Raw genomic sequence first — 25,839 nt, forward strand, 5'->3', positions numbered from 1 at the left:
GGCGCCATTCTACGGCGCTTGGGTGAAACCGGTCTGACACCACGCGTAGCAGTTCACTCGCGCTGGCACGACGGTGGAAGCGCAGACCGTCGAGCAGCGCAGCCCGGGCTGCCTGCGCTGCGGGCGACGCAGCGCGCTCAGCTGCCGCGATAGGTGGAGTAGCCGTAGGGCGAGAGCAACAGCGGCACGTGGTAGTGGCCGTCGTCGGCGATGCCGAAGGCGATCGGCACCTGGTCCAGAAACGGAGGGTCGGCCAGCGCCATGCCGGTGGCCTGCCAATAGCGGGCGACGTCGAATTCCAACCGGTAGCGGCCGGGCTGCAGCGTGAGTGCGGCCAGGTCCGGGCAGCGGCCGTCCGCGTTGGTTACGGTTTCGAAGCGCAGGGTGTCGCCGGCGAACAGGCGCAATGGCACGCCGGCGGCGGGGCGGCCGCTGGCGGTGTCCAGCACGTGCGTGGAGAGCGTACTCATGCCACCGCCTGGCTGGGTTGCGGCCATTGGCCGACGAATTCGGGCTGGTCGTAGGCCAGATAGCTGTCGACGATGGCCTGGCGATCGTCCAGGAACAGCTGGTCGGCCACCGCGCGGGCCAGCCGCGGCAGTGCCACCTTCAGCCCGGACAGCGCCGCCGCCGAGGGGCCGTGGTTGATCAGCGCCGAATAGTTGAACGCGAACAGCCCGTGCAGCAGCGCCGCATCGTCGGGCGTGCGCGGCAGCAGCTCGAAGCCCGGCCCCAGGTAGGGATGCGCATCCAGCACCGGGTTGGCCTGGCCCGGCGGCGGCTGGTAGCGATCGGCCCAGCAGGCGATGCGCCCGGACAGCGCGGCCAGTTCCGGGCGCAGTTGGGGATCGGTGACCAGGCCGGTGGCCACGGCCAGAAAATCGAAACGGTGTTCGCCCTGCGGTGTGCGCACCACCACCTCGCCATCGCGCTCGGCCACGTCCAGCCATGGCGCACCCAGATGCAGCGCAAAGCCGGTGTGCGCGCAGGCGCGTTGGAAGGTGTCGTTGGTGGGCGGTTGGTTGTGTGCGAAGAAGCTGGCCATCATGCGGTACTTGTCTGCATCGGGCAGCGTCAGAAAGCGCGGAATGATGCCGGCCTGCTCCATGTGGCGGAACGGGTTGATGCGCGGCAACGCGTCGCGTCGCACGAACACCTCGGCACTGGCAACGCCTTGGTCCAGCGCGAAACAGGCGTTATCGAATGCGGAAGCGCCGCCGCCCAGAATGCCGACGCGCTTGCCGGCCAATACGCCGAAGTCGATGTGGCCGGAGGTGTGGGCGTAGCGGTGGGCAGGCAGGGCACGCCCGATCCAGTCGGGCACCACCCACTGCCCGCCGCCCTGGATGCCGGTGGCCAGGATCAGCTTGCGCGTGAGCAGCGGGGCGCCCATCGTCAGATGCAGGCGGTGGATGCCGGGCGCGACGTCCGGTTCGACGCGCGCCAGCTGGGTGGCGTTGCGCACCGGCAACCGCAGCGCCGCGCGATACCAACGCAGATAGTCCATCCAGCTGCCGCGCGGAATCTTGTCCAGCGTGTCCCATGCGGCGCTGCCGTGCTGGGCCTCCCACCAGGCGCGGAAGGTGAGCGATGGCATGCCCAGGTCGATCGAAGTGATGTGCTTGGGCGTGCGCAGGGTCTGCATGCGCGCGTAAGTCACCCATGGGCCTTCCTGCCCGGCGGGGTTTTCGTCGATCACCAGCAAGTTGTGCACGCGCTCGCGTTGCAACGCGAATGCCGCGCCCAGGCCGCTCTGGCCGGCGCCGACGATGATCACGTCATACACGTGCCCGGCCGGATGCACGCGCGGTTGCACCCACGCATCGCCACCGTGGGCCAGGCATTGCAGGTCGCGGGCGAGCGCGCGTTCGAGGTGGGCCAGGCTCATGGCAGTGCCTCCAGGCGCATGTGAACGATCTTGCCGATTTCGGCGATGGCGGTGGCGATCTCTGCGTTGCGCGATGCATCCAGCCGCCGTTCCAGCGCGGCGAGAATGCCGGCCTTGTCGTGCAGCCGCACGCAGATCACGAACGGAAATCCGAACCGGTGGCGGTAGGCCTGGTTGAGCGCGTGGAAGCGCTTGAATTCGTCTTCGCTGAGCCGATCCAGCCCGGCCGATGCCTGCTCTGCGGCCGATGCGGCGGTGAGCGTGCGGTCGATCGACGCCTTGCCGGCCAGCTCGGGATGCGCGCGAATCAGCGCGACCTGATCGTCCGGCGATGCATCCAGCACCACCTGCATCAAGCCGCGATGCACATCGTCGAACGGGCGACGCTGTGCGGCACGTTCCACCACCCATGGCGAATGCTCGAACAACTCGCGGTAGCGCGCGACGAACGCTGCATCGTCCAGCACCGGATCATCGGTCACGCTCATGCGTGGCTCCCCTGCAGCGACACATGCGCCGCCACCACCTTCCAGCCATCGGCAAAGCGCACCCAGCTCTGGCTTTGGCGGCCGCGCACGCTGCTGCCTTCGCGCAGGAACTCGGCATGCGTGGTCGCGCAGTCGTGGCCGTAGCTATGTACCTCCACATGTCGAAGCTGACGTTGCGGTGAGCCGCCGCGGCCGATGCGAAATGCGCGGATCGCATCGATGCCGTAGAGCACTTCGCCGATGCCATAACGCACGGTGCTGGGGGCTGCGTGAAACAGCGCATCCATCGCGGCGATGTCATCGCGCATCAATGCGCTTTCGTAAGCATGGAAGGCGGCCGTCACCTGCGCGATCACCTTGGGCAGATCGATGTCGGAGGCTGCGATGCTCACGCCGGATGCATCTGCAGCCAATGGCGGGCGATATCGATGCGGCGCGCCACCCATGCATCGCCGCTGGCCAGCACGTGATCGACAAAACGCGCCAGTGCGGCCGCGCGTGCGGGCTTGCCGACGATGCGCCCGTGCAGGCCGATCGAGAGCATGCGCCCGCCTTCGCTGCGCAGCTGCTCGAAGCTGTCGCGCAGATAGCGGAAGAACGGCTCGCCATCGGCAAACCCGTTGTAGGCGACGAACTTCATGTCGTTGGCGTCCAGCGTGTACGGCACGATCAACTGCGCGCGGCCGTGGCGGCTGTCGTAGTACGGCACATCGTCGGCGTAGCTGTCGGCGTCGTAGACGAAGCCGCCTTCTTCGGCGATCAAACGCGCGGTATTGGAACTGGTGCGGCCCTGGTACCAGCCTAGCGGGCGGCTACCGGTGACGCGGGTGTGCATTGCGATGGCTTGCGCGATATGCGCGCGCTCGGTGGCTTCATCCACATGCTGATAGTCGATCCAGCGCAGCCCGTGGCTTGCGATTTCCCAGTCGGCCGCCTGCATTGCGGCTACCGCCTCGGGATTGGAGGCCAATGCCTGCGCCACGCCGAACACGGTGACCGGCACGTCGCGTGCGGTGAACAGCCGATGCAGCCGCCAGAAGCCGGCGCGGCTACCGTATTCGTACAGGCTTTCAATCGCCATGGCGCGCGTGCCGGGGTGCGATGGCGCACCGACCATTTCGGACAGAAACGCTTCCGAGCCGGCATCGCCGTTGAGCACGCAGTTCTCGGCACCTTCTTCGTAATTGATGACGAACTGCACGGCGATGCGCGCGCCACCGGGCCACTGCGCCGGCGGCGGCGTGGCGCCGTAGCCGACCAGCTCGCGCGCCGCGCTCATGCAGCCGGCTCCGCATGCCAGGCCGCCAGAGCCGCTTCCACAGCCAGGCCTTGCGTGCAGGCATAGCCTTCGGCGCGCAGCACCGCTTCCAGTGCGGCCAGGGTGATCAGCACCTTGTGCTTCATCGCGTTGTAGCCCATCGCGCCGATGCGCCAGATCTTGCCCTGCAGCGGACCGAACGCCGTGCCGATCTCGATCTCGAAATCCTCGCGCATGCGGCGGCGCACCGCATCGCTGTCGATCCCCGGCGGAATCACCACGCCGGTGACGTTGGTCATGCGATGCGCACCGTCGCCGAACACGTCCAGGCCCAACGCGCGGATGCCGGCACTCACCGCACGCCCGGCTGCCGCGTGGCGCGCGTAGCGTGCATCCAAGCCTTCCTGCAAGGCCACGCGTGCGCATTCGCGTGCGCCGTACAGCATGGTGGTGGCTTCGGTATGGTGGTTGAGGCGCTTGTCCGACCAGTAATCCATGATCATCGCCAGATCGAAATAATTCGATGCGATGCGTGGGCCGCTGCCGTTGGTGATGTCCTCGCGCACGATGCCGCGTTCCACATGGCGGCGCGCGAAGATCGCCTCGGCCGCGCGCTCGGACACGGTGATCGGCGCCGAGCCGGACGGCCCGCCGAGGCATTTCTGCAAACCGCCGGTGACCACGTCCATCTCCCAGCGATCGCTGGCGATCGGCATGCCGCCGATGGTGGCGGTGGCGTCCACATAACTCAGCGCGCCGGCCGCGCGACACAGCGCGCCGACGCCATCGAGCGGTTGCGCCATGGTGGTGGAGGTGTCGCCATGCACGGTCGCGACCACTTTAGGTGCCACGCGTTCGATCGCTTCGGCAATGGCGCTCAGCGGCAGCACCTCGCCCCACGGCGCATCCACGGTGTGCACGTCGGCGCCGAGCCGGCCCAGGATTTCGGTGAGCAACAAGCCGAAGCGGCCGAAGTTGAGCACCAGCACGCGGTCGCCCGGGCTGATCAGCGACACCAGCGCCGCCTCGATACCGGCACGCGCGGTGCCATCGATCAAAAACGTCCAGCGGTTGTCGGTGCCGAACAATGGCCGGTACAGCGCCATCACCTCGTTCATGTAGGTGGTCATTTCCGGATCGAACTGGCCCAGCAGATCGGCCGCCATCGCGCGCAGTACGCGCGGATGCGCATTGACCGGGCCGGGCCCCATCAACAGGCGCTGTGGCGGGTCGAGTTCGCCGAAGGTGTGCAGGTGGCGCAGATCAGGTGACAAGCGGATCTCCCAGGTGTTCGATGAAGTGGCGCATGGCCGCCAGCGCAAGTTCGGCATCGGCCGGGTCGACATGTTCGTCCGGATGATGGCTGATACCGCCGGCGCAGCGCACGAACAGCATCGCCGTGGGGCATAGCGCGGCCATCACCATCGCATCGTGGCCCGCACCGGAGATCAGTTGGCGCGGTGCGATGCCGTGTGCGGCCACCGCGTGTTCCAGGCGCGTGATCAGTGCCGGCGCGCAGGGGCTGGCGGCCAGTGTCTGCAGCGGCTCGATGGCGATGGCGATGCCACGGTGGATGGCGATTTGCGCAAGTGCCTGTTGGATCTGGTGAACGGCCGCATCGCGGGTTGCGTCGCTGCCGGCGCGCACGTCCAGCGTGCAGTCCACACGGCCTGGCACCACGTTGGTGGCGCCGGGCGCGACCTGCAGCGTGCCGACTGTGGCGACCAGATCGCCGCTGCCTGCGCGCGCGATGCGTTCGATGGCCAGCAGCGCTTCGGCCGCTGCACTCAATGCGTCGCGGCGCAGCGCCATGCTGGTGGTGCCGGCGTGACCGGCGCGGCCATCGAAACGCAATGCGAAGCGACGCTGGGCGGCGATGGCGCTGACGATACCGAGCGGCAGTCCTTCGGCTTCCAATACGGGGCCTTGTTCGATATGCGTTTCCAGATACGCCAGCACGCTGCCCGGTGCGCGTGCGGCGCGCTGCACATCGGCGATGTCCAGGTTCCACTTGGCCAGGGCGCCGGCCACCGTGATACCGGCGGCATCGGTGACCGCCAGCGTGATGGGGTCGAGCGTGCCGGCGAGCGCGCGGCTGCAGAACATGGAGGCGGGAAAGCGCGAGCCCTCTTCGTCGCCGAAGCCGATCACCTCAATGGCGAACGGCAGCCGGCGGCCCTGCGCATGCAGTGCGGCGACGCATTCGATACCGAGCAGAACGCCGAGCGGGCCATCGTAGCGCCCGGCATCGCGCACGCTGTCCAGATGGCTGCCGATCAGCAGGGCGGGCGCGTCTGGCTGCGTGCCGGCGTACCGGCCGACCAGCGTGCCGAGCGGATCGATGCGCACCTGCATGCCGGCCGCTTTCATCCAGGTGGCGACCTGTTCCACCGTGGCGCGGTGGGCAGGGCCAAGCCAACCGCGGAACAGCCCGGTATCGCTGTCGCTATAAGGTGCAATGCCCAGCGCATCGCAGCGTGCCACGGCACGCGCACCGCCAGCAGCGGTGAGATCGGCGGTCGCTCGGCGGGAGGGCGAGGCAGCGGACATCGACAGGACCAACGGGGCTCGCAGAACGTTCAATCGCAGTCCGGGAGCAGGCGGGAGAGGTGATGCGTCGACTATAGGGAGCCAGTCCTGTCGCCATCAAAGAGTTTTTTCGCGAGCTTGTGCTGCAAAAAATGCAACGCGGCGATGGACAGGCGGGTCACGCATCGCACCGCGATGATCGAAGATCGGCCGATGCCAGCCATGCGCATCCGCTCGACCACGAGCGCCAGCTCTGCAGAACGCCAGCACGATCACATGTCTGCACGCAGCTGCCGGCGTCCTGTCATGGGCAGACGGGGCCCCGTCTTGCTCCCCCGCGGGCGCGCAGGCCGAGCGCAAGGATCTGCCAACGGCCGAGGTGAACTGCGTGATCCGGGCCACGTTGCACGGCAGACGCATGCGCTGGAGATTGCCAAGTGCATCACTGATGTGCGCTCGCGCACGCGTGGGGCATCGGCGTCACGCGGTGGGTTCGTCTCCGCAATGCGGAAGTGGCGACAGGGGTGCGTATACGCGCAGATTGCAGGGCAATTGGGCGTGCTAGCTTGCTGCGATCACCGCCGAGATCTGCCGATGATCACCTCGCACCGATGGACCGCGTTGTTCGTGCTCGTCAGCCTGATGCCGGTGGCTGCGTTTGCAGGCACCCCGGAGGGCGGTTATCGGCAGCCACCGGAGCCGCTGCTGGGCGTGATGCGCGCGCCGCTCAATCCATCGCCGCGGCCGGATCCCACCGGCAAGACCTTGTTGCTGGTGCAGCGGACCCAGTATCCGCCGATCGCGCGGGTGGCCGAGCCCTATCTCAAGCTCGCCGGCGTGCGCGTGGAGCCGCGCATGCATAGCCGCCACGACATGTCCAACGGATACGGCATTCGTTCCTGCCTACAGGGCTTCAGCCTGTTGGACATTGCCACCGGCAAGCAGACGGCGGTGAACTTGCCGGCCGGCGCATGTCCGGCGTCGCCGGTGTGGTCCCCGGATGGGCGCCGGTTCGCCTTCAACAACACGGCCGCCGACCGTGTCGAGCTCTGGGTGGGGGACGCTGCCACCGGGCAGGTACGCAAGATCGACGATGTGCAGCTCAATCCTGTGCTTGGGGGCGAGATCCAATGGCTGGGCGGAAGCGACACCTTGCTGTTGAAGACGGTGCCGAACGACCTGGGCCCCGCACCGCGCAGGGCGGCAGTGCCGCCAGGCCCGGAGGTCAAGGAAACCATCCAGGGCAAGGGTGAAAGCAGCACCTATGAAGCGCGCGACACGCTGTCCAGTCCAGAGGACGAGGCGTTGTTTACCTATTACGCCACCGCGCAGCTGCTCACGGTGGACGCGGCAACCGGTCGCCAACGCAAGCTCGGGTCGCCGGCGGTGTACGACACGGTCGACGGCGCGCCGGATGGTCGCCATGTGCTCGTGGAACGGTTGAAGACCCCGTATTCCTACGTCACGACCTATGCGCGGTTCGCCCACGATGTCGCGGTGCTGGACCTGGACCATGGTGGCGAGCGTGTGCTGGCCAATCTGCCGGTCGCCGACCGGGTGCCGGTGCAGGGCGTACCCACCGGCCCGCGCGCCTACGCATGGCGTGCCAACCAGCCAGCCACGCTGGTATGGGCCGAGGCGCTGGACGGCGGTGACTGGAAAACCAGCGTGCCCGCACGCGACAAGCTGATGACGTTGGCGGCACCGTTCACCGCCAAACCGCGCGAACTTGCCCGCGTGCAGCAGCGGTATGCGGGCCTGTCGTGGTTCGCCGAAGGCGGGCAAGCATTGCTGGACGAGTACGACGAGAACCGCCATTGGCGGCGGACCACGCTCGTCGATGCCGACCGCCCCGGCGTTGGCGAGCGCGTGTTGTTCGATCTGTCCACCGACGATCTTTATGCGGACCCAGGTCTGCCCGAGATGCAGGTGCTGGCCAACGGCCAGGCCGTGCTGCGCGAAATGCAAGGTGCGTTGTTCCTGAGCGGGCCAGGTGCCTCGCCGGCGGGTGACCGGCCATTCCTGGATCGCTACGTACTTGCCACCGCCAAGACCCAGCGGCTGTTCCGTAGCGACGCCAAGGTGGACGAGGTGTTCTTCGGATTTGCAGGAGACGATGCGTCGCGCCTGTTGACCTGGCATCAGTCGCCGACTGATCCACCCAATGTGTATCTGCGCACCTTGGGCCAACCGCTGCCGGCACCGGCAGCGGGCGAAGCCGCCGTTGCGTCCACGGCCACGCCGGTGACCGATTTCCCGGATCCGACCCCGCTGGTGCGGAAGATCAAGAAGCGGTTGGTGAGCTACAAGCGCAAGGACGGCGTGGACTTGTCGTTCACCCTGTACACACCGCCCGGCTACAAGGAAGGCACACGCGTGCCGGCCATCCTCTATGCCTACCCGCTCGACTATGCCGATCCCTCCAAAGCCGGCCAGGTCAGCGGCGCCAGCGAGCGCGATTTCACCCGTCTCAATGACCACCAGCTGCTGCTGCTGGCCGGTTACGCCATCATCGACGATGCTGCGTTCCCTATCGTGGGCGACCCCAAGACCGCCTACGACACCTATCTGCAGCAACTGGTGGACGACGCCACCGCTGCGGTGGACAAGGCGGTGGCGTTGGGCGTGGTTGACCGTCAGCGCATCGGCGTTACCGGACATAGCCACGGCGCGCTGATGACCGCCAACCTGCTGGCGCACACAGATCTGTTTCGCGCAGGGGCCGCCACCAGCGGAAGCTACAACAAGACGTTGACGCCCTTCGGATTCCAGAGCGAGCGTCGCTCGTTCTGGACGGCACCGGACGTCTATGCGCAAGCGTCGGCGTTCTTCCACGCCGACAAGATCAACGAACCCTTGTTGATCGTGCATGGCATGGACGACGCCAACCCCGGCACCGAAACCACGCAGGCACCCCGCTTGTTTCAGGCCATTCGTGGCAACGGTGGCACCGCACGCCTGGTGCTACTGCCGTTCGAGCCGCACTGGTACAGCGCACGCGAATCCAACGAAGATGTGGTGGCTGAAATGCTGGAGTGGTTCGACCGTTACGTAAAGAACGCGCCGCCACGCAAGACGGGCAGCACGCCAAAGATGTGAGATGCGGGCACCTCACACCAAGGCAACACGTGCCAGGCTCAGTCCGCCGACAGCGATCCCAGGGTGAAGCCGGACACGGCATTGACCTTGCCACGCCACAGCACGCCACGGTTGCTTGGCAGCGGCTGGCCGCCGGGTGAGAAGCAACGCGATTCGATCAGGTGGATGAACTGCGGCGGTGTACTGCTCTGCTGCGCATCGTCTTCGGAGTCGTAGATGCTGGCGTGGCTGGCAAATGCGCGACGGATCTCCTCTTTTTCGTCGTCACCGCCGGGGTAGGCAGCAGAGAACTCTTGCGCAAATGCTTCGAAATACCGCTTTCCGCTGACCATCTGGCCGGAAACGACGATGCCTTCGACAAACAGCGTGATGCCGAACTGCACGTCCGCGGTGTTGGCAATGCCGACCAGCTTCTGGAGATACCAATCCACGCTCTGGCCATCGAATGCCAGCTTGACGTCTTCCAGCGACGGTTGATTTTGATCTTGGTCTGTCATGTTGCTTTCCTTGAGAGTGGATTCAACGACGCGTTAGCAGTAACGCAGATGTGGATGGCTCGCCATCGGCGTGCTTAAGCATGGCACACCGATCGCCGAAGGTGCCGCGGTTGGGTTCGCTATGGACGCTCCGGCACGACGGTCTTGCGACGCATGGATGCTTTCATCCCGTGGGAGAAGCCGCCCCAGGAGCGCAACGACCGCGATGGTCACCACGCCGCCACCGCGCCATCCGAGCGCGGATCGCTTGCGCCACTCAGGACGCCATCGACCTCGCGCACCAACGCGCCGGCATGCCCCATCACCGAGGTGTAGGCCGGGTGCAGTTCCACCGCATGCCCGGCATCGCGCAGGGCCTGCACCACTGCAGGATCGAAGCGGTTTTCCAGCTTCAATGACGTGCTCTGTTCGCCCCAGCCGCGGCCGAGCAGCCAGCGTGGTGCGGTGATCGCTTGTTGCAGCGGCATGCCGAAGCGGGCGTAGCGGGAGAACACGGCGGCCTGGGTTTGCGGCTGGCCTTCACCGCCCATGGTGCCGTAGGCCATGACCCGGCCGTCGTCGAAGGTGGCCAGGGCGGGGTTGAGTGTGTGGAAGGGTTTGCGCCCCGGGGCGATTGCGTTCCAGCCATCTGGAGCGAGACGGAAGCCGCAGCCGCGGTTCTGCCAGGCGATGCCGGTGCGCGGCAGCACCAGGCCGGAGCCGAATTCGAAGTAGGTGGATTGAATGCAGCTGACCGCACGGCCGTGCGCGTCGATGGCGCCGAACCAGGCGGTGTCGCCGGCTTGCGAGGGGTGCGGCCAGGGCAGGGCAGTGGTCATGTCGATGCGTGCGGCAAGTGCATCGAGCGCGGCGTGGTCGTCGAGCAGGGCTTGTGCGTCGAGCGTCATCCAGGCAGGGTCGCCGATGTGCGCGTCGCGGATCAGGAACGCCTGTTTGCTGGCTTCGATGAGCCCGTGCAGATACGCATAGTTGTCTGCCTGGTCCACCGTCAGACGATCGAACAGCGCGAGGATCAACAGCGATGCCAGCCCCTGCGTCGGGGGTGCATGGTTGTAGAGACGCGCGCCATGGATGGCAACCGATAACGGGACGCTGGCTTCGGCGTGATGGGCCGCGAGGTCGTGTGCGGCGAGCGGACTGCCGAGTGCCTGCAGGTCTTCGGCAATGTCGTGGGCAATCGCGCCGCGATAGAAACTCCCCAGTCCTTCATCGACGAGCCGCTGCAAGGTGCGTGCGAGCTGCGGTTGCTGCAGCAGCGCACCTTCGTGCAGGGGGGCGCCATGCGGCTCGAAAATCTCGGCATAGGCGCCCGGTTGCGCGCGCAGTTCAGCGCCATCGCTGGCGGCAATCTGCGCGCCGCCCAGCGTGACCGGCACGCCTGCGTCGGCGTGATGGATCGCGTCGCTCAACAGGCGATGCAGCGGCAACGTGCCACCCGCGTGCTGCAGCGCCAGCGCCCAGCCGGAGACGGTGCCGGCCACGGTATTGGCGGCACCGGGGCCACGCCACGGGATGCTGGTGTGGCCGTTGTAAAAGTCCAGCGTTGCTGCGCGTGCGGCACGGCCGCAGGCGTCGATGGCATGCACGCGCCCATCGGGCTCGTGGATCAGCCAGAAGCCGTCGCCGCCGATGCCGGTCATGTGTGGGTAGACCACGGCCAGGCAGGCGGCGGTGGCGACGGCGGCTTCGATGGCATTGCCGCCGTCGCGCAAGACGTCGCGGCCGGCCTGTGCCGCGAGATGGTGCGGTGCGACCACCATGCCGCGGCGTGCGCGCAGGGTATGCAGCATCAGCGCGTCTCCGGCGGTGGGCTGAAGGCGAGCAGGCCGTCGCGTTCGAGCTGCGCGGCGAGCGCAAACAGGCGGTCCTCGCGGCCGGGCGCGGCGATCAGCTGCACGCCCAGCGGCAGGCGCCCGGGACGCGGCAACGGTGCGGCCAGGACCGGGCAGGCGGCCAACCCCAGCGGCTGGGTGAAGATGCCGAGATTCGCGCGTGCGGAGACCGGCAGGCCATCGATCTGGATGGTGTCCTGGTCGATGCGTGGTGCCACGCACGGCGTGGCCGGTGCAATGAGCACATCGACGTCGTCCCACAGCGCGTGCATGGTCTCGGCAAACCAGTGCGCGAAGCGGTGCGCGTCTGCCACTGCGCTGGCGGGCAATTGCAGGCCGGCGAGCAGACGGTCGCGCGTGGCCGGGTCGAACTGCGCGCCGTGTGCGCTCAGCGCGCTACGGTGGCGGTGTCCGCCCTCGGCAGCGGTGAGGACGAAGGCCGCTGCGCGCGCGCGTTCTGCGTCCGGCAGGTCGATCGAGGCTGTGCTGTTGCAGGCAGCGAGCAACGCCTCTAGTCCGGCCTCGAGATCCGGATCGAGATTGCGTTGAAACCAGCCGCCCAGCCGGGCGATGCGCAGGTTGCCGGCAGTGCGCGAGGGCAGCGCATGCCCGCACATCACCTCGTAGACGCGGCGTAGATCGGCCACCGACGTGGCGAAGGGGCCGACCACATCCAGTGCATCGACAAACGGAAACACGCCATCCAGGGGCACGGCGCCATGCGTCGGGCGCAGGCCGTAAATACCGCACAGCGCGGCCGGCACGCGGATGGACCCGTTGGTGTCCGAGCCGAGCGCGAACGGTACCAGCCCGGCGGCCACCGCTGCCGCCGAGCCGCCCGATGAGCCGCCGGCCAGGTGCTGCTGGTCGTGCGGATTGGTGGTGGTGCCGTAATGCGCGTTGACAGTGGCAAAGCCGTACGCGAATTCGTCCATGTTGGCAGTGCCCACCAGCACCGCGCCGGCATCGCTGAGCCGTTGCACAACCGCCGCATCGCGGGTCGCAGGCAAGCACTGCGCGCGAACCGCAGCACCGGCAGTGGTGACGTGCCCGGCGACATCGAACAGATCCTTGACCACGAAGGGCACGCCGGCCAACGCACCACCATCGCTGCCGCCGGCGAGCGCGGCCTGCACGCGTGCGGCATCGGCGGCGGCACGCGCCGGCAGCAGGCGGGTGATGGCGCACAGACGCTCGTTGGCCTGATGGATGCGCGTCAGCGTCTGGGTCGCCAGCCGCGCGGCCAGCGCGGGCTGGGTGCGCGTGGTGCTGACGATGCCTGCAATTTGGCCGCGTGGCCCGCCGCCATCCCGTGCAGTTGCCGGTGGCGCGTGGAAGGTGGCCAGCAACTGCGTGTGGCCGCGGAGCACTTCGGTATTGCGATCGACGCCGGCCTGCCACTGCGCTGGGAGTTGCATGGGTCACCTGTTGGGAAGCGGGGATTTGAGATTCGCATTGCTGCTAGCGTGCAGGGAGCGTAAATGTGCTTGCTACTGCGTGGGAAGCTGGATGCCACGCTGCTGCAAGGAGCGCGTGAACCGTTGAAGCACGAGCTGGTACTGCAAGGACAGCGTGTGTGCGGCTTCTTGCATTGGATCTAACACGCGAAAGCGGCATGGGTCGTCGTTTTTTCTCAGGCTGGCCGCCCCTGTCACTGGCTCCTCTCCTGCCGGGGCGGCAAGGCACGGCTTGCGCGCCACTGACGCGCGTGACTTGGAGCGCCCGCGCTGCTAGCGCGGGCCGGAGCGTGGAGCAGAGGTTGGGGTGAGGGTGCCCCACGAGTTGGAGATGTGTCAGGCATTCGCTTCCACATTGTTTACGGGCTATCCAATCAGCGCAGCACTGTCATCCGCCCTACGGGGCCCTTTTTCCCGAAGGGAGAAGGGGGAGCGGCAGCCCCACCGCCGGCGGTTGCGGCGCAGTGAGTCGGTCAATCAAGAGTTGCTCGAATGCCTGCACATCCACCGTATGCACCACCGTCTGCGCCTGCTCGCCCAGCCCTGGCTGATACCCCGGTGCCCACGACACGATATCGCCATAGCCGGCGTCGAAGGCGGTGTTGGTGTCGATATAGAGCGTTTCGGTATGGATTGCCAACTCCGGGTGCAGCCACACTGCGGTGGCCAGCTCGTCCCACATCGGAAAGCCCGGTTCGCGGCGGCGCAGTGCGTGGCCGATCGTGGTGTCGGCAGCACTCATGCGCGCCAGCAACTCGGGTGTGAGTTCGGTGGCCGTGGATGGGTCGACCGGCACCATGGTGATCTGGCGCCACGGTGCGCGCATGACGATGCTGGCCGCTTCCGGGTCCCAGCGGAGATTGAATTCGCGCCGAGGGGAGTTGACGAATTCGCGCGCGAATTGCTGTGCGCTCACGCTGTTGCGCTGCTGCCGCGGGTTGAGGCTGCCGCCCATGTAGACCAGCTCGCGCGCTAACGTGGCGAAGGCCGGGTCCAACGATTGCGCCAGGGCCAGATTGGTCAACGGGCCGGTGGCAACGATGCTCACCTCGCCCGGGTATTGGCGCACCATGCGCAGCATGAACAACGCGGCCGGTTCATCGGATGCGCGCACTGCGCTGGGATTGCCCAGCGCCAGATCGGGCACCACATCGTGCGCGTGATAGCGCGGCGCGCTTTGCACGGTGTCGCCCTCCACCCAGTGTTTGGTCCACGCGCCTTTCCAGACGAGTTTGCCGTACAGCGCTTCCCAGCGTTCGGTGGCCAGCTCGCTGTTGAGCAGCGGATGCACCGGGCCGGGCAGCACCGGGATCTGCGGATGGCCGGCCAGCTCCAGCAGGCGGCAGGTGTGCGCCAGCACTTCATCGCGCCAGATGTTGCCGCTCACGGCGCTGATCCCCAGTACCTCGACCTCGGGCGATTGCAACAGCAGCAGCTGCGCGGGCGTGAAGCCGTCGATATCGTCTTCGAGAATGACGCGGCGTTTGGGCAGAACAGCGAAAGAATCGGTCATTGGTGTCCGGCGATCGGAGGGGATGCATCGGGGCGATGGGAAGCCATGTAGCGATTGCGAGGCTGTCGGAGCGCGTCCGCGTGCAGTCTGGCGTTACCGGTGAGGCAGCATCGCGCCAGTGCTCCTGTGTGATGCGCATCGGCACTAGCGACGCTGCGCAAGCAACGTACGCTCGTACTGCGCCAGGTCGGTTTCCAGCTGCCATTGCAGGCGCGCCTTTTCGCTGCTCTTGCGGAAGTCGCGACAGGCCGCGTCATCCGTCTCGCGCTGTAGTGCCGTGGCGCAGGCCGGTGCAGGAATGCCTTCGGCACTCCACAGGCTGGCACCTGGCAGGAAACTGTAGCTCAGACCATTGCGGGCGAGTTGTTTGAGGCTGGGGTAGTCGATGCCTTGTTCCTGCATCGCGCGTTGGTATTCGTGGGTCATGTCCGCGCGCGAGACGCCGGCATCGTCGGTCGACAACACCACCGGCACGCCGGCACGCAGATACATCGCCAGCGGATGCGCGGCTCCCTTGACGCCGAGGATTACATCGTTGCTGGTGAGGTTGATCTCCACCGCAATGTGCTCACGACGCATGCGTTGCAGCAATGCATCGGCATCGTCTTCATAGGGCAGATCCACGCCGTGACCGATGCGGCGCGCACCCGCCTCCACCGCCTGCCGGATATGCGAGCGTAGCTGCACCGGCGGCACCAGTCCCAGCGCCAGCTCGCCGGCGTGCAGCGACAGCGGCACACCGGGGTAGCGCGTTGCGAAGAAGCGGAACATCGCCATATGCCGTGCGTAATCGGCAAGTGCCACTGGGTTATCTTCCGGCGCGACGATGTTCAGCGCCACCACGCGGCTGCCGCCGGCAGCGACCAGCGCATGCGCCAGCGCCATCTGCCCGAACACCATCGGTTGCGGCAGCACACGCAACACATAGGCAACGTAGCGGTAATCGACCTTGCAGCCGGGACGCGCATCGGCCTGGTCGCACCGCAGCACACCACGTACCTGAGCATCGACGTCGGCGAGGTCGCGTTGCGCGGCATGCACCAGTGGCGGTAGATCGGCCTGCAGTGCGTGCAGATTGGCTGCATCGTCCTCGCCCTTCCACGGCGAGGCTTGCATGCGCTTGGCAGCCTGATCCATCTGCGGTGGGTTGGCGATGATTTCCACATACGGCACGCGGTCGCGTGCGGCCTGTTCCAGGACCGCGGCGACGGTGTCGGCAACGCGGGTGCGCACCACCGCATCGAACTTGCCGAAGGTGCTGAAAAACTGATCGTGGCCGCTCGATGGCGCCGGGCCGGGCAGGAAGTTGCGCATCGATAGGGAATCCACCACCCGTCCATACAGCGCAGCGTTGCGTGCAGCCAGGCCATTTGCCGGTTCACGGCCGGCACCGCATGGCGGCGCGCGCAGGCTCAGATCGTCCAGTTGCACGCAAGCGCCATCCTCGCTGGCCCATTGCAGGTATTGCTCGGCATACACCGACCCGGAGAGGTGGTTATGCAAATCACCACCTTTCGGCATGGCCTGTAGCCAGGTGCGCAACTGCGCCGGTTGCTCGGCCGCAGTACGGAACAAGTGCGCCACCTGTTGTTCGCGTTGTTGCGCAGATGCGGACGGCGGGCGGGCATGCGCGAGGGTAGGGAACACAATGCACATGCTCAGGAGCAGGCAGCGGTGAAGCGTGGGCATGCAGGACGCTCGGTAAGAGGTGCGGTGGCGTGCGACCGCCAATGAAGCTGTAGCTTGCCTTGCAGCGTGGCGCGCGGCCAGCCGCTTGCGCGCCTGCCAGTAGGCGCAGCGCACATGGAGGCGCGGGTCATTCCAGCGCATAGCGCAGCACGAACAACCCCGCGATCGCCCAGGTGGCCGGGTGCACGCCGCGCCAGCGCCCACTGCCGAGCCTGAGCGCCGCATAGGTGATGAAGCCGAACGCCAGTCCGGTGGCAATGGAATAGGTCAGCGGCATGGCCAGCATGCAGAGGGCGGCCGGCAAGGCCTCGCCCACATCGTCCCAGCGGATCTGCGTGCATTCGCGCAGCATCACCGAGGCCAGGTAGATCAGCGCCGGTGCGGTGGCGTAGGCCGGCACCATCGCGGCCAGTGGCGAAAACAGCAGGGCAAGCAGAAACAAGGCGGCAATCACCAGCGCGGTGAGGCCGGTACGCCCGCCCACCTGCACGCCGGCCGCGCTTTCCACATAGGCGGTGGTGCTGGAGGTGCCGAGCAGCGAGCCGGCCAGGATGGCGGTGCTGTCGGCAAGCAGCGCGCGGTCGAACTGGCGGTGCTGTGCAGGCGTGTGCAGCAGGCCGGCGCGTTGTGCCACGCCCATCAGCGTGCCGGTCGCATCGAACATCTCCACCAGCACGAACACCAGCACCACGTGCAGCACCGCAGCGAGCGCGCCGCTGCCGCCCTGGCCATGCAGGGCGCCGACGATGTCCAGCTGCAGCAAGGTGGGCGCCAGGCTCGGTGGCAGCGACAGCACGCCTGCGTACTGCACCAGTCCCAGTGCCAGCGCGGCCACGGTCACCGCCAGAATGCCGAGCAACATGGCGCCACGCACGCGGCGCAGTTCCAGCACGCCGATCAGCAGCAATCCGGCCAGCGCAAGCAGCGGCTCGGGCTGGTGCAGATCGCCCAACGTCAGCAAGGTCTGCGGATGCGCCACCACCAACCCGGCTTTCTGTAGTCCGATCAAGGCTAAAAACAAGCCGATACCGGCTGCAATGGCGCTGCGCAAGGTGGGCGGAATGCCATCCACCAACCAACGCCGCGCACCGCTGACGGTGAGCAGCAAAAAGATGCAGCCGGAAACGAACACCAGCCCCAAGGTCTGCTGCCAGCTGTAGCCCAGCGTGCCGACCACGCTGAAGGCGAAGAACGCGTTCAAGCCCATGCCCGGCGCCATGCCGATGGGATAGTTGGCCAGCACGCCCATCAACAGCGAGCCGAGTGCGGCGGCCAGGCAGGTGGCCACGAACACCGCGCCGTGATCCATGCCGGTGGTGGTCAGGATGTCGGGGTTGACGAAGACGATGTACGCCATCGTCAGGAAGGTGGTGGCACCGGCCAGCACTTCGGTGCGAACCGTGCTGCCGTTGGCGGCGAGCGCGAAGCCAGGCCAGCGCATCAGCGTGTGCTCTGACGGTGGAGCCGATTGACGGCAGGACAAACGAACATCGGCAGATATCTCATCAATACGGGACAGCGTGCGGTGGTAGCGCACGCATGCGGGGTGCTTATCTTGACCTGTTGTGCTGCGCTTGCCACGGATAGCGGGCACGGATTGCGGTGCAAGAGCCACTCACAAAAAAAGCAGCGCAGAATTGTCAGGCGGGGACATCGCGCAGTGTCGCGCTGTATGTGCAAGGGCTGGGCGTGCAGCGCAGCGTGGATGCGGTCGGATGGCGCCGTCGGTTGCGCGTCAGCGGCGTACGCAAGCGAATCACCAGACAGCGCGAGGTTTGAACAAGCACAGTCGCATCTCAAAGACAGCGTTCAAAGATCCAGCACCAACCGCGGCGTGCGGCTGCGCGAGCAGCACAGGGTCATCTGCCGGTTGGCCGCGCGTTCGGTATCGCTAAGCACACTGTCGCGGTGATCCGGCGTGCCAGCCAGCACGCCGGTCAGGCAGGCGCCGCACATGCCTTGTTCGCACGACAGCGCCACCTCGATACCCGCATCGAGCAGGGCGCTGGCGATGCTGCAATCGGCCGGTACCTGCACTACGCGGCCGCTGGTGGCCAGCTCCACGTCGAAGGCACTCTCGGCATCGTGGGTAACACCAGGCGCGGTGGCGAAGTGTTCGCGATGCAGTTGCGCCGCCGTCCAGCCATGCGCCTTCGCCAGCACGGTGAAGTGGTCCATGAAGGCCGCCGGCCCGCAGAGATACAACTGGTCGCGCGCACGCGCCTGGCCCAATTCCTCGGGCACATGCACGCGTGGGCTCTGCCCACCGTCGCTCAGATGCAGGTGCACCTGTCCATGTCTAAAGCCTTGTTGCAGCCGCTGCGAAAACGCCACATCCGCATGCCGGCGCGCGTAGTAATGCAGCACGAAGGACTCCCCGCGCGCTTCCAGCGCTTCGGCCATCGACAGCAGCGGGGTGATGCCGATGCCGGCCGCCAGCAGCACATGGCGATCGCCGGGATGCAGTGGAAACAGGTTGCGCGGTGTCGAAATACGCAGACGATCGCCGGGTGCGAGCTGTTCGCACAGATGCCGCGAGCCGCCGCGCGAAGCATCGGCCAATTTGACGCACAGCAGATAGTGATCGCGCACATGCGGCGCGCTGGCGATCGAATACTGGCGGATCAACCCATCCGGCAGATGCAGGTCCACATGCGCGCCGGCTTCGAATGCCGGCAATTCCGCGCCGACCGGTTCCAGCCGGATCGCGCGTTGGCGATGGCCTTGATCGACGACGTCGGCAACACGCACTTCATGCAGGCTCATGGCGCGCTCCTTGGCGGTCAACGCAGGAAGAAGTCGCTATAGCCCTGGCTGCGCAGCCCACGGCGATAGGCGATGGAACTGCGGTCGGCCGGGATATGCACCTCCAGCAGCGGGTCCAGCGGCAGGTATTCGGGCCGCTGCGCTTCGACCATGGCGCGGTCTTCTTCGAACACGCGCAGGTTGAACGCATGCACGTCTTCCACCGGCAGATGCGTATCGAAATTACGCGCAATCGGCACCAGCAGCCGGGTGATGTGCTTGGACACCGGGCTAGCGGCATTCATGATCACCAGCCGCTTGCCCGGTACCGGGAAATGGATGGTGAGCGTGGCGGTGAACGGCAGATGCACCTCGAAATGCCGCAGCCACTGGAAGTTGGGGTCCACGTCCGGCAGCGGCATGTCCACCGAATAGTTGGCCACGCTGCTGAGGTAATCGGCGTTGAAACCGGTTGGCGTTTCGGTGGTGGTATAGGCCGGCACTTCGCGCTTGTCCGGCTGGGCGAAGGTGGCGGTGTGCACGAAGGCGAAATGCGCCACGTCGATGAAGCCTTCCAGTTGCCGCGCCGCGCTGCCGCCGATGTCGAAGGCCGGGCACACGATCCGCTGGAAGCCGTCTTCCTCCCAACCCGGCATCGGCGGAATCTGTATTTCCGCATCGTTCACGCCCGCCGGTTTGGCCAGGCATACCCAGATCAAACCGTAGCGCTCGGCCACTGCATAGGTGTGCAGGCGCATCTTGGCCGGGATGTTCTGCGTGGGACTGGCCGGGATGTGATTGCAGCGCCCGCCTGCGCCGAAGCGTAGGCCGTGGTACGCGCACACCACGCCGCCGCCGTCGGCGGTGCCCATACTCAATGGCACCCCGCGGTGCGGGCAGACATCGCGCGCGGCCACCAGCTCCTCGCCCAGCCGGTACAGCACCAGCGGCTCGTCCAGCAGGGTGGCCTTGAACGGCGCCTGCCCCACCTCGCTACTCAGCGCCACCGCGTGCCAGTGCTGGGCCAGACGCTGCCAGTCGGCGGCCTCGAAGGTGCAGTGCAGCGGCAGGGCGGGGACGGCGACATCCATGGGGCAGTCTCTGGCGTGAGGCGGGAGTGGTGCCCGATTGACTCTAGGAAGCCGGGAGTGTGTGATCAAACATCGTTTTTCCGCCAAACCATTGCAAAAAATGCAACGCCAACCGAGCGCCGCCGCATGCTGACCTTCTCCCGCTTCACCCGCTACTTCATCGAAGTGGCCCGCTGCGGCAGCATCCGCAAGGCCTCGGAGGTGTTGCACGTGTCGGCCTCGGCGATCGACCGGCAGATCCTCAAGGCCGAGGAGGAGCTGGGTGCGCAGCTGTTCGAACGCCTGCCCGGCCGGCTGCGGCTGACCGCCGCCGGCGAACTGCTGCTGGTGGATGTGCGCGGCTGGGAGAAGGCGTATGCACGCACCCTGGAGCGCTTCGACGAGCTCAAGGGCCTGCGCCGCGGGCATGTGGAGATCGCCATGATCGACGCGCTCAGCGAGGGCGTGGTGCCGGCGGCGGTGGCGGCGCTGGTGCAGGAGTACCCCGGCATCACCTTCAACCTCTCCACCGCGCGCAACCAGCGGGTGATGGAAATGGTGACCTCCGCCGATGTGGACATCGGTCTGCTGCTGGACCCGGTAAGCAGCGTGGACCTGGAGGTGCGCGCGTTTGCGGACATTCCGTTGGGGATTGCAATGCCGGTCGGTCACCCGCTGAGCACCCGCACCGAGCTACAGCTGAGCGAGACGCTGGAACACCGCCTGCTGCTGCCGGCCGCGCCGCTGATCGTGGGCGAGCACGCCAAGGTGCTGTACCAGCGCCAGCACATCGACGTGAAGCGGCTCACCCATTGCAACGACGTGCGCACCCTGCGCGGCCTGGTGCGCGCCGGTGCCGGCGTGGGGTTGATGTCGTGGCTGGACGCTGCGCCCGATGTAGCCGATGGACGCCTGGCGTTCGTGCCGTTTCGCCAGCACCTGACCAAGCCGATGACGCTGGCGCTGTGCGTGGCCCCGCAACGGCAACTCTCGCGCTCGGCGCAACTGGCGATCCAGGCGCTGGCGGCGAAGATCGATGCGATGGTGGTGCCGGTGGTGGGCTAGCCCCTCATCCGGCGCTGCGCGGCACCTTCTCCCGCAGGCGGGAGAAGAGAGATGCCGCCTTATCCTGCCTGTGGGAGAAGCGAGACGCTGCTTTCCCCCGCCTGCGGGAGCAGGGATGCTCAGCGGAGCTAGACCCCCGCTCGTTACACTTACCCGGCTCACCCCCACACGACACCCGCAACATGCAGTTGATCGATATCGGCGCCAACCTCACCCACGACTCCTTCGACCGCGACCGCGACGCGGTGCTGCAACGCGCCCGCGAAGCAGGGGTGTCACAGATGGTGATCACCGGCGCCAGCCGCGAGCATTCGCCGCTGGCACTGCAACTGGCGCAGCAACACCCCGGATTTCTGTACGCCACCGCCGGCGTGCATCCGCACCACGCCGTGGAATTCACTGCCGAATGCGAGGCGGAAATGCGCACCTTGCAAGCGCATTCGCAGGTGGTCGCAGTGGGCGAGTGCGGGCTGGATTACTTCCGCGATTTCGCCCCACGCCCGGCGCAGCACAAGGCCTTTGAGCGCCAGCTGCAGCTGGCCGCCGACAACGGCAAACCGCTGTTCCTGCATCAGCGCGATGCGCACGAGGACTTCATCGCCATCATGCGCAGCTTCGACGGCAGGCTGGGGGCGGCGGTGGTGCATTGCTTCACCGGTACGCGCGAAGAACTGTTCGCCTATCTGGACCGCGATTACTACATCGGCATCACCGGCTGGCTGTGCGACGAGCGTCGTGGCGCGCATCTACGCGAGTTGGTGCGCAACATCCCGGCCAACCGCTTGATGATCGAAACCGATGCGCCGTACCTGCTGCCGCGCACGCTCAAGCCGATGCCCAAGGACCGCCGCAACGAGCCGATGTTCCTGGCGCATATCGTCGAAGAACTGGCGCGCGATCGTGGCGAAGACCTCGCGGTGACCGCCGCCAACAGCACGGCCGCGGCGCGTGCGTTCTTCCGCTTGCCGGAGCCTGCAGTCGCGTCATGAGTAGCGCAGGCTGAGGTCGGGATCGAGGCAGGGCAGCAACAGGTGGCGAAGACGCAAGGCGAGCGCATGCGGCGCAAGGAGAAGGTATTGCACGACCTCCATCGCGGTTAAGGTCACGCCGTGCGTGCGGATGGCGTGGGGCGCGACGCGGGCGCTCTTGGGGGCGCCATGTCGTGCACGCGGGCGCTCATGCGATCGGTGCGCGCTGGGTGGGTCAGAGCCTGCTGGCTCACAGCACGTCCGCCAGCGCCCATAAATGCCGCACCAACGGTGTGGTCTCCAATGCACCCGGCGCGGCAGCCAGGGCAAGCCGCGCCAGCGGCATATGGCCTTCGATATCCAGATAGCGCACGCCGGGCCGTTGTAACTGCGCAGTGGAGGCGGGTACCACCGAGACGCCCAGTTCGGCGGCCACCAGGTTGATGATCGACGACATCTGCGGCGCTTCCTGGGTGATGCGCAAGGTCACGCCGGAGTCGCGGCAGGCGGCCAGGATTTCGTCGTAGAGGCTCGAGCCGAAGCTGCGCGGAAACAGGATGAACGGCTCGCCAGCCAGCGCTGCCAACGGTGCGCTGTCGCGCGTGGCCAGGGGGTGCGCGGCGGGGACGGCGATCTTCATCGGCTCGTCGGCAAAGCGCAGCAGCTGCAAATCCGATGGCGTGCTCAGCCCGTAGCGCACGAAGGCCGCATCCAGGCGGCTTTCGGCCAGACCGATCAGCAGGCTGGCGGTATTGGTCTCTTCCAGCAGCAACTCCACGTGCGGCCACTTGCGGCGGAAATCGCGAATCAAGCGCGGCACCACCGGGCTGAACGCGGCCGAGGCGGTGAAGCCCAGGCGCAGCCGGCCGGATTCGCCACGCGCCACCCGCCGTGCGGTTTCCGCAGCGCGCTCCACATCGGCGAGCACGCGACGCACCTTGACCAGGAAGGCCTCGCCGGCCAGAGTCAGTTCGGCACCGCTGTGGGTGCGCCGGAACAATGGCGTGCCCAGTTCGCGTTCCAGGGTCTGGATCTGCTGGCTCAGCGGCGGCTGGCCAATGCCCACGCGCGCGGCAGCACGGGTGAAGTTGCCTTCTTCGGCAACCGCCAGGAAATAGCGCAGATGACGTAGCTCCGTCTATCTGTTCCACATATGGCAACTGACACCATCATATATTGGACAGGGGGGTGGTCCGGGCGAATACTTGCCTCCCACGTCTCAAGTGCGCACCCGTGTCTTCCACCGATCGCCGCCCGGTTCCGCTGCCCGACCCAACCGCTCTGGCCCAGGCCAGCGCCGTCGCGACTGCAGCGCTGCGCATTCGTGTGGCGCTGTTTCTGGCCGGCTTTGCCACCTTCTCACTGCTCTACAGCGTGCAGCCGGTGCTCCCCGAGTTTGCGCGCGCCTTCAACGTGGACGCGGCCACCGCCTCGCTGCCGTTGTCGCTGGCCACCGGTGCGCTGGCCCTGGCGATCTTCTGCGCCGGCGCAGTGTCGGAGAACCTGGGCCGGCGCGGGTTGATGTTCGTGTCGATCGCAATCGCGGCGGTGCTCAACCTGATCGCCGCCTTCCTGCCGCACTGGGGCGCGCTGGTGCTGGTGCGCACCTTGTCCGGCATCGCGCTGGGCGGGGTGCCGGCGGTGGCGATGGTGTATCTGGGCGAAGAATTGCCGGCCAACAAGATGGGTGCGGCCACCGGCCTGTACGTGGCCGGCAATGCCTTCGGCGGTATGAGCGGGCGCATCGTGATGAGCGTGCTGACCGATCACTATGACTGGCGCACCGCACTGGCGGTGTTGAGCGTGTTCGACCTGCTGTGTGCGCTGGCGTTCTTCTGGTTGCTGCCGCCGTCGCGCAACTTCGTGCGCCGGCACGGCATCAATCTGCGCTTCCATCTGCGCGCCTGGGCCGGGCATCTGCGCGATCGCAATCTGCCGTTTCTGTTCGCGCTGCCGTTCCTGTTGATGGGCGTGTTCGTGTGCCTGTACAACTACGCCGGTTTTCGTCTGGGTGGGCCGGAGTTCGGCTTGAGCCAGAGCCAGATCGGCATGATCTTCAGCGCGTATGTGTTCGGCATCGTCAGTTCGTCGGTGGCCGGTGCGGCGTCGGACCGCTTCGGGCGCGGACCGGTGGTGACGACCGGCATCGTGCTGTGCGTGCTCGGCGTGGCGCTGACCCTGGCGCACGCACTGGCGGTGGTGGTGACCGGTATCGTGCTGGTGACGATCGGCTTTTTCATTGCGCATTCGGCTGCCAGCGCCTGGGTGAGCCGGCTCGGCGGTGTGCATCGCAGCCATGCGGCATCGCTGTATCTGCTGGCGTATTACGCCGGCTCCAGCGTCATCGGTGCGCTGGGCGGCTGGTTCTGGCAACACGGCGGCTGGGGCGCGCTGGTCGGCATGTGCCTGACCTTGCTGGCGATCGCCTTTGCGGCGGCCTATGTGCTGCGCCAACGCGCCGACGATGCACGTCCCTACGGTCGGTTTGCGCCGCATCCTGCGCGCGGCGAGTGATGCGGCTCGCCCGGGTTCGCTCTGGCGTTCGATCGGCTGCAGGCGTGGCCGAGACGCATAGCGCCCGGTGGCCGACGCGCACTGCGGCACGCCGATGGCGCCGGAGCTATGTCGCCATCGGTGCTTACGCCGTTGGCGATCTGCCGGCGGGTGCAGATCCGGTCGCCGGGTCGTACTGCGGATGGCTGGGGTCCATGCTGCGCGGCCGCGTGGATTTTTCTGGTTGCAGCGCGCTTTCGCGCCAGGCGCGCACCAGCAGGTCGCGCAGCATCGCCGCGCCATCGCCGGCGGTGCGATAGACCATCGCGCGCCCATCGGTGCTGGAGGCATCGTCGAAGGCGCCGGCTTTTTCGAGGCGGTAGACCTGCTCGACGCGGCCGGTGCCGATGGCGGGAAAGTCCAGGATCTGCTCGAACACATCGCCTTGTTGATGCGCAACGGTTGGCATGCGGGTCAGCAGATCCTGCGGAGTCAGCGCGATTTTTTCGACATAGTCGCTTTCGAACTTGCCGTGCACCTTCGGGTCGGTGCTGTAGCCATTGGGGTTTGGCCCCTGCCAGCCGTCGTGGTGGATGCTGTCGTGCTGCGGCTGCGCGCCATCGCCGATGTAGTGCGCAAACCAGCTCACGTGAAAAGCGCAGGTGCGTTCGAGTTCGCCGGTGTCCTGGCCCTTGGCACGCAGCGTGCGCAGTTGCCGCATAGTCGCCACGATGCGTTCGTAGCCTTCGGTGGCTGCGTAGGGCAGGGTGCCGGCCCAGCGGACGTTCATGCGCTGCGCCAGTTGCGGGTCGCGTTGGGCGATGCGCCGTTGTTCGTCGTACAGCGCCAGCACGAAGGCGTAACGCGAGCGCGGCGGGTGCTGCATGAAGGCGAACTGCTCGCGGAACCAACCGTGGTTGGGGTCTTCGTCGATCTTGAGAAACGGCTCGCTTTCGCTGCGCCAGCCGTCCGGCAGGGTGGCGCCGTCGGCAATTACCTGCGCGTACCGCTTGAGGAAGACCGGGCCGTCGTCGGGCAAGGCCTGCACGGCGGCGGTGTCGATGGCGGCATGCGCCCGGTGGCCCCAGGCGGCGGCATTGCCGGAGCACGTCGCTGCTGCAACCAGCAGCGCACAGGCAAGACGGGAAGGTGTCATGGTGGTCCTTGTGGCCTGCAGCGCGTCGGGCGCGCTGCAGGCGATGCATCGAGAAAGTGGAGTGCCGGCATCGAACGATGCAGCGCATCGAC

22 protein-coding genes are annotated in these 25,839 nt (G+C 66.8%); 4 read left to right on the forward strand and 18 right to left on the reverse strand.

Annotated elements, in window-relative coordinates; translation table 11 throughout:
* Positions 1-137: 137 nt before the first annotated feature.
* The 8 genes from uraH to XBLMG947_RS23240 all read right to left on the reverse strand — a co-directional run bounded on the left by uraH (position 138) and on the right by XBLMG947_RS23240 (position 6,405).
* A complete protein-coding gene (gene uraH, locus XBLMG947_RS16790; protein ID WP_083993192.1) occupies positions 138-497 on the reverse strand; it encodes a hydroxyisourate hydrolase in 360 nt (119 codons plus the stop codon).
* The gene (gene hpyO, locus XBLMG947_RS16795) at positions 467-1,888 is read right to left on the reverse strand and encodes an FAD-dependent urate hydroxylase HpyO (RefSeq protein WP_065469759.1); all 1,422 of its coding nucleotides are present in this window, start codon (positions 1,886-1,888) and stop codon (positions 467-469) included. The genes uraH and hpyO overlap by 31 nt, the downstream gene beginning before the upstream one ends.
* The gene (gene uraD / locus XBLMG947_RS16800) at positions 1,885-2,376 is read right to left on the reverse strand and encodes a 2-oxo-4-hydroxy-4-carboxy-5-ureidoimidazoline decarboxylase (RefSeq protein ID WP_065469760.1); all 492 of its coding nucleotides are present in this window, start codon (positions 2,374-2,376) and stop codon (positions 1,885-1,887) included. Before uraD ends, hpyO begins: the two co-directional genes overlap by 4 nt.
* Entirely contained in the window at positions 2,373-2,768 is a 396-nt protein-coding gene (hpxZ, locus tag XBLMG947_RS16805) for an oxalurate catabolism protein HpxZ (RefSeq protein WP_065469761.1), read from the reverse strand. Before hpxZ ends, uraD begins: the two co-directional genes overlap by 4 nt.
* On the reverse strand, positions 2,765-3,655 hold the full coding sequence (gene puuE / locus XBLMG947_RS16810) for an allantoinase PuuE (protein ID WP_065469762.1): 891 nt from the start codon (positions 3,653-3,655) through the stop codon (positions 2,765-2,767). Before puuE ends, hpxZ begins: the two co-directional genes overlap by 4 nt.
* On the reverse strand, positions 3,652-4,908 hold the full coding sequence (locus XBLMG947_RS16815) for a pyridoxal-phosphate-dependent aminotransferase family protein (protein WP_065469763.1): 1,257 nt from the start codon (positions 4,906-4,908) through the stop codon (positions 3,652-3,654). The genes puuE and XBLMG947_RS16815 overlap by 4 nt, the downstream gene beginning before the upstream one ends.
* Positions 4,898-6,118: an allantoate amidohydrolase gene (locus tag XBLMG947_RS16820; RefSeq protein WP_245228229.1), complete on the reverse strand. Its 1,221-nt coding sequence runs from the start codon at positions 6,116-6,118 to the stop codon at positions 4,898-4,900. The genes XBLMG947_RS16815 and XBLMG947_RS16820 overlap by 11 nt, the downstream gene beginning before the upstream one ends.
* Positions 6,119-6,255: 137 nt before the next feature.
* Positions 6,256-6,405, reverse strand: coding sequence for a hypothetical protein (locus XBLMG947_RS23240; RefSeq protein WP_167352037.1), 150 nt, complete (start codon positions 6,403-6,405; stop codon positions 6,256-6,258).
* Positions 6,406-6,757: 352 nt separating this feature from the next.
* Here XBLMG947_RS23240 and XBLMG947_RS16825 point away from each other — a divergent pair, with 352 nt between their 5' ends.
* Positions 6,758-9,262 carry a S9 family peptidase gene (locus tag XBLMG947_RS16825; RefSeq protein WP_065469765.1) on the forward strand — a complete coding sequence of 835 codons (2,505 nt, stop codon included), beginning with the start codon at positions 6,758-6,760 and terminating at the stop codon, positions 9,260-9,262.
* 38 nt (positions 9,263-9,300) lie between these two features.
* Here the strand turns inward: XBLMG947_RS16825 and gvpU are convergent, their stop codons facing one another.
* The 8 genes from gvpU to XBLMG947_RS16865 form a co-directional block, all read right to left on the reverse strand.
* Positions 9,301-9,759, reverse strand: a complete 459-nt coding sequence (gene gvpU / locus XBLMG947_RS16830) for a gas vesicle accessory protein GvpU (protein ID WP_065469766.1) — start codon at positions 9,757-9,759, stop codon at positions 9,301-9,303.
* Between the two features lie 209 nt (positions 9,760-9,968).
* Positions 9,969-11,549: a gamma-glutamyltransferase family protein gene (locus XBLMG947_RS16835; RefSeq protein ID WP_065469767.1), complete on the reverse strand. Its 1,581-nt coding sequence runs from the start codon at positions 11,547-11,549 to the stop codon at positions 9,969-9,971.
* Positions 11,549-13,009, reverse strand: coding sequence for an AtzE family amidohydrolase (locus XBLMG947_RS16840; RefSeq protein ID WP_065469768.1), 1,461 nt, complete (start codon positions 13,007-13,009; stop codon positions 11,549-11,551). The genes XBLMG947_RS16835 and XBLMG947_RS16840 overlap by 1 nt, the downstream gene beginning before the upstream one ends.
* A gap of 436 nt (positions 13,010-13,445) precedes the next feature.
* Entirely contained in the window at positions 13,446-14,561 is a 1,116-nt protein-coding gene (locus XBLMG947_RS16845; protein WP_065469769.1) for a nucleoside hydrolase, read from the reverse strand.
* A gap of 144 nt (positions 14,562-14,705) precedes the next feature.
* Positions 14,706-16,250 carry an adenosine deaminase family protein gene (locus tag XBLMG947_RS16850; RefSeq protein WP_065469785.1) on the reverse strand — a complete coding sequence of 515 codons (1,545 nt, stop codon included), beginning with the start codon at positions 16,248-16,250 and terminating at the stop codon, positions 14,706-14,708.
* Positions 16,251-16,377: 127 nt separating this feature from the next.
* Complete coding sequence (locus XBLMG947_RS16855; RefSeq protein WP_065469770.1) at positions 16,378-17,691, reverse strand: NCS2 family permease; 1,314 nt, start codon at positions 17,689-17,691, stop codon at positions 16,378-16,380.
* Between the two features lie 368 nt (positions 17,692-18,059).
* A complete protein-coding gene (locus tag XBLMG947_RS16860; RefSeq protein WP_065469786.1) occupies positions 18,060-19,016 on the reverse strand; it encodes a PDR/VanB family oxidoreductase in 957 nt (318 codons plus the stop codon).
* 17 nt (positions 19,017-19,033) lie between these two features.
* A complete protein-coding gene (locus XBLMG947_RS16865; RefSeq protein ID WP_065469771.1) occupies positions 19,034-20,086 on the reverse strand; it encodes an aromatic ring-hydroxylating oxygenase subunit alpha in 1,053 nt (350 codons plus the stop codon).
* Between the two features lie 126 nt (positions 20,087-20,212).
* Between XBLMG947_RS16865 and XBLMG947_RS16870 the strand changes: the two genes are divergently transcribed.
* Positions 20,213-21,130 (forward strand): LysR family transcriptional regulator, encoded by a 918-nt coding sequence (locus XBLMG947_RS16870; protein WP_065469772.1) that lies wholly within the window; start codon positions 20,213-20,215, stop codon positions 21,128-21,130.
* 182 nt (positions 21,131-21,312) lie between these two features.
* Complete coding sequence (locus XBLMG947_RS16875) at positions 21,313-22,119, forward strand: TatD family hydrolase (RefSeq protein WP_065469773.1); 807 nt, start codon at positions 21,313-21,315, stop codon at positions 22,117-22,119.
* 229 nt (positions 22,120-22,348) lie between these two features.
* Here the strand turns inward: XBLMG947_RS16875 and XBLMG947_RS16880 are convergent, their stop codons facing one another.
* Positions 22,349-23,221, reverse strand: coding sequence for a LysR family transcriptional regulator (locus tag XBLMG947_RS16880; RefSeq protein ID WP_065469774.1), 873 nt, complete (start codon positions 23,219-23,221; stop codon positions 22,349-22,351).
* Between the two features lie 110 nt (positions 23,222-23,331).
* Between XBLMG947_RS16880 and XBLMG947_RS16885 the strand changes: the two genes are divergently transcribed.
* On the forward strand, positions 23,332-24,612 hold the full coding sequence (locus XBLMG947_RS16885; protein WP_065469775.1) for an MFS transporter: 1,281 nt from the start codon (positions 23,332-23,334) through the stop codon (positions 24,610-24,612).
* A 124-nt stretch (positions 24,613-24,736) separates the two neighbouring features.
* Here XBLMG947_RS16885 and XBLMG947_RS16890 read toward each other — a convergent pair whose 3' ends face one another.
* Entirely contained in the window at positions 24,737-25,747 is a 1,011-nt protein-coding gene (locus XBLMG947_RS16890) for a phospholipase C/P1 nuclease family protein (protein ID WP_065469776.1), read from the reverse strand.
* Positions 25,748-25,839: the final 92 nt, after the last annotated feature.

The organism is Xanthomonas bromi (genome assembly GCF_900092025.1).
GTDB classification, from domain to species: domain Bacteria; phylum Pseudomonadota; class Gammaproteobacteria; order Xanthomonadales; family Xanthomonadaceae; genus Xanthomonas; species Xanthomonas bromi.